The organism is Streptomyces sp. NPDC058464 (genome assembly GCF_042721035.1).
Classification (GTDB): Bacteria; Actinomycetota; Actinomycetes; order Streptomycetales; family Streptomycetaceae; genus Streptomyces.
Map to the genome: position 1 here is coordinate 1 of NZ_JBHXMA010000113.1, position 3,892 is coordinate 3,892.

1 protein-coding gene is annotated in these 3,892 nt (G+C 70.9%); it reads left to right on the forward strand.

The genetic code is table 11. The features are described 5' to 3' along the window. On the forward strand, positions 1-3,892 hold a 3,892-nt coding region (locus ACFWPQ_RS51875), incomplete at both ends, for an amino acid adenylation domain-containing protein (protein ID WP_384052176.1).

A 3,892-nucleotide genomic window follows, 5' to 3' on the forward strand; every position in this document is an offset into this window, starting at 1 on the left:
CCGGTACGCGGACACCGATGACGTGGTGGTCGGGTCGCCGGTCGCGGGCCGGAACCGGGCGGAGACCGAGGACCTGATCGGGTTCTTCGTCAACACCCTCGTGCTGCGGACCGACTTGTCCGGCGAACCGACCTTCACCGAACTGACGGGCAGAGTACGGCGATCGGCGCTGGACGCGTACTCCCACCAGGATCTGCCGTTCCAGCAGCTCGTGGACGCCATGGTCAGCAGCCGGGACCGGTCCCGCACCCCGTTGTTCCAGGTGCTCATCAGCTACGGCCGCCAGGAGCCCGGCACCCGTGACGCCGAAGCCGTCGAGTACACCCCGACGACCGACGCACTCAACGGCGGCTTCCAGGTGAAGTACGACCTGGCGCTGACGCTGGGAGACACGGGCGGGGCCGTCACCGGGCGGATCGACTACAGCACGGCCCTGTTCGACGCGGCGACCGTGGAGCGCCTGGCAGGTCACGTGCTCGCGACCCTGGGAACGGTGGCGGCCGACCCGGAGCGTCCGCTGTCCCGGATACCGGTCCTGACGGCGGCCGAGCGCGACCAGGTGGTGCGGCGCTGGAACGAGACGACGGGACCCGTTCCCGTCGCGCACGGCATCGGCGAACTCATCCTGGAGCGGGCGGCGGAGCACCCGGATGCGACGGCGGTCGTATCCGGGCAGGAGTGGCTGACCTACGGCGGGCTGGTCGAGCGCGCGGGCCGGTTGGCGCGGCGGTTGCGTGCGCGAGGTGTGTGCCCGGAGTCGGTGGTGGGGTTGTGTCTGCCGCGTGGGGTGGACATGGTGACGGCGGTGCTGGGGGTGTGGCTGGCGGGTGGCGCGTATCTGCCGCTGGATCCTGAATACCCGCCCGAGCGGCTGGAGTTCATGCTGGCCGATGCCGGTGTGGTGGCTGTGCTGGCGGATCGGCGGGTGGCGGCTGGTCTGATCGGGTCGGCAGCGAAGGGTCTTCCGGTGGTGTGGCTGGAGGACCTGGCCGCGGATGCTTCTTCGGAACTGCTGTCGACGGTAGCGGTGGATCCGGGTCAGCTGGCGTATGTGATCTACACGTCGGGGTCGACGGGCATGCCGAAGGGTGTGCAGGTGTCTCACGCCGGGGTGGTGAACCTGGTGGCGGCGATCGGGCCGGTGCTCGGTGTGTCTCCGGGGGCGAGGGTGTTGCAGTTCGCGTCGTTGAGTTTCGACGCGGCCGTGCTGGACGTGGCGGTGACGTTGGGTCGTGGTGGCACGCTGGTGGTGGCGGCAGGTGCCGAGCGTGCTGAACCCGCCCGTCTGGCGGGCATGGTGGCGGCGCTGGGGGTGGAGGCTGCGAGTGTCGTTCCGTCGTTGCTGGAGGTGCTGGATCCGGCGCGGGTGCCGGGCTTGAACACGGTGTTGTCGGGTGCGGAGCGGTTGACGGCGACGATGGCGCGGGCGTGGGCCGAGGGCCGGCGGTTGGTCAACACGTATGGTCCGACGGAGGCGACGGTCATGGTGACGACCGGCGCGGTCGAAGCCGTGGGGCAGACCGGGCCGTCGATAGGGGTGCCGACGGTCAACACGCGGTTGTTCGTGCTGGACCGGTCGTTGAACCCGGTGCCGGTCGGGGTGCCGGGGGAGTTGTACATCGGTGGTCCGCAGCTGGCCCGTGGCTATGGGGGCCGTTCTGCGTTGACGGCGGAGCGTTTCGTCGCCGACCCGTTCGCGGAAGACGGTTCGCGTCTGTATCGGACGGGTGACCGGGTCCGCTGGCTGCCCGACGGCCGGCTGGACTTCCTGGGCCGGGCCGACGGCCAGGTGAAGGTGCGTGGTTTCCGGATCGAGCCGGGTGAGGTCGAGGCAGCCCTGGCCGCCCACCCCGCCGTACGCTCCGCGGCGGTTGTCGTGGACGGGACCGGCGCCACCGCACGGCTGGTCGCCTACCTGGTCCCCGCGGACCCGTCCACGGGGATCCCGCCCACCGCCACGATACGGGCGTTCGTACGGGGCCGACTTCCGGAGTTCATGGTCCCGCAGGTCTTAACCGAGCTGACCGCCCTGCCGCTGACCCCGTCGGGAAAGCTGGACCGGGCGGCGCTGCCGGACCCCGGGCCGGTGCGTGCCGAGGCCGACGCATGGCTGGCCCCGGCCGGTCCCGTACAGGAACTGCTGGCCGGGATCTGGGCACGGGTGCTGGGCACCGACCGTGTCGGAGCGGCCGACGACTTCTTCGAGCTGGGCGGGCACTCGCTGCTGGCCACCCAGGTGATCTCCCGTATCCGTGAGGTGTTCGGCACCGAACTCGCGCTGGCCGAACTGTTCGACCACCCCACGCTGACGGACCTGGCCGCGGCGATCGAGAACACCGCCGGCGGCCCGGTCGCCCCACCTGTCACCCCCGTCCCCCGGGACCGCCCGCTTCCCCTGTCGTTCGCCCAGCAACGCCTCTGGTTCCTGCACCAGATGGACCCGGAAGAGGTGATGTACAACGTTCCGTCGCCGATCTGGCTGGGCGCCGGCCTCGACGTACGGGCCATCGGCGAGGCGTTGACCGCGGAAGTGGCGCGGCACGAGGTGCTGCGCACCCGGCTGGTGGCTGATCCCGACGGGGTAGCCCGTCAGGTCATCGACCCGCCGCGCCCGGTACCGCTGATGACAGCTGACCTGTCCGGTCTGGCCGACCCCGTGGCCGCCCTGCATCAGCTGATCGTGCAGGACGCGGTCACCCCCTTCGACCTGGCGGCCGGGCCCCTCCTCCGCGTGTGCCTGGCCCGGCTGGGCGCGGCCGGACATGTGCTGGTGCTGTCGATGCACCACGTCGTCTCCGACGAGTGGTCGGCCCGCATCTTCGGCCGCGAGCTGGAACTCCTGTACAGGGCATGCCGGGCCGGCGAGCCGGATCCGCTGCCGCCGCTCACGGTGCAGTACGCCGACTACGCCGCCTGGCAGCGCTCCTGGCTCACCGGCGCGGTCATCGACCGCCAACTTGCCTACTGGACAGAGCAGTTGGCCGAGGTGTCGGTTCTGGACCTGCCCACGGACCGGCCGCGGCCGCCGGTCGCCTCCAGCGCGGGTGCCTCGATACGGGTACACATCCCCGCTGCCGTGGCGGACGGGCTGCGAGCAGTGTCCCGTGCGAACGGCGCGACGATGTTCATGACGCTGCTGGCGGCGTTCGACGTGGTCCTGAGCCGGTACTGCGGTACCGACGACGTGGCGGTGGGATCACCTGCGGCGGGCCGGACCCGCGCCGAGACCGAGGAACTGATCGGCTTCTTCGTCAACACCCTGGTGCTGCGCACCAGTCTGTCCGGCGACCCGACCTTCGCCGAACTCCTCGGCCGGGTCCGGCGGACCACCCTGGACGGCTACGCGCACCAGGACCTCCCGTTCGAGCAACTGGTCGACGCCCTCGTCACCGAACGCGACCGCTCCCGGTCCCCCCTCTTCCAGGTCTGGTTCTACTACGCCGCCAGCGAGAACGGCCCCCGAGCCGACGGGGACGGTGAGCAGGAAGCCGACCTGCTGGCCGGGGCGCCGCTCATGAAGTTCGACCTCGCGCTCCTCCTCGGCGGCTCCGACGGCGCGGTGACAGGCGAGATCCAGTACAGCACCGCGTTGTTCGACGCGACGACGGTCGAGCGTATGGCCGGCCACCTGTCACTCGTCCTGGAGGCGGTCGCGGCCGATGCGGGGCAGGCCGTCGTTGATCTGCCGTTGTTGTCCGCTGTGGAGCGTGGGCGGTTGGTGGCGGGGTGGAGTGATTCGGTGGTGGCGGTTCCGGGTGTGGGTGGGGTGCTGGGGTTGGTTGGTGGGTGGGTGGAGGGGTGTCCGGATGCGGTGGCGGTGGTGTGTGGGGTGCGTCAGGTGACGTATGGGGGGTTGTGGGAGCGTGCGGGGCGGTTGGCGGGGGTGTTGCGT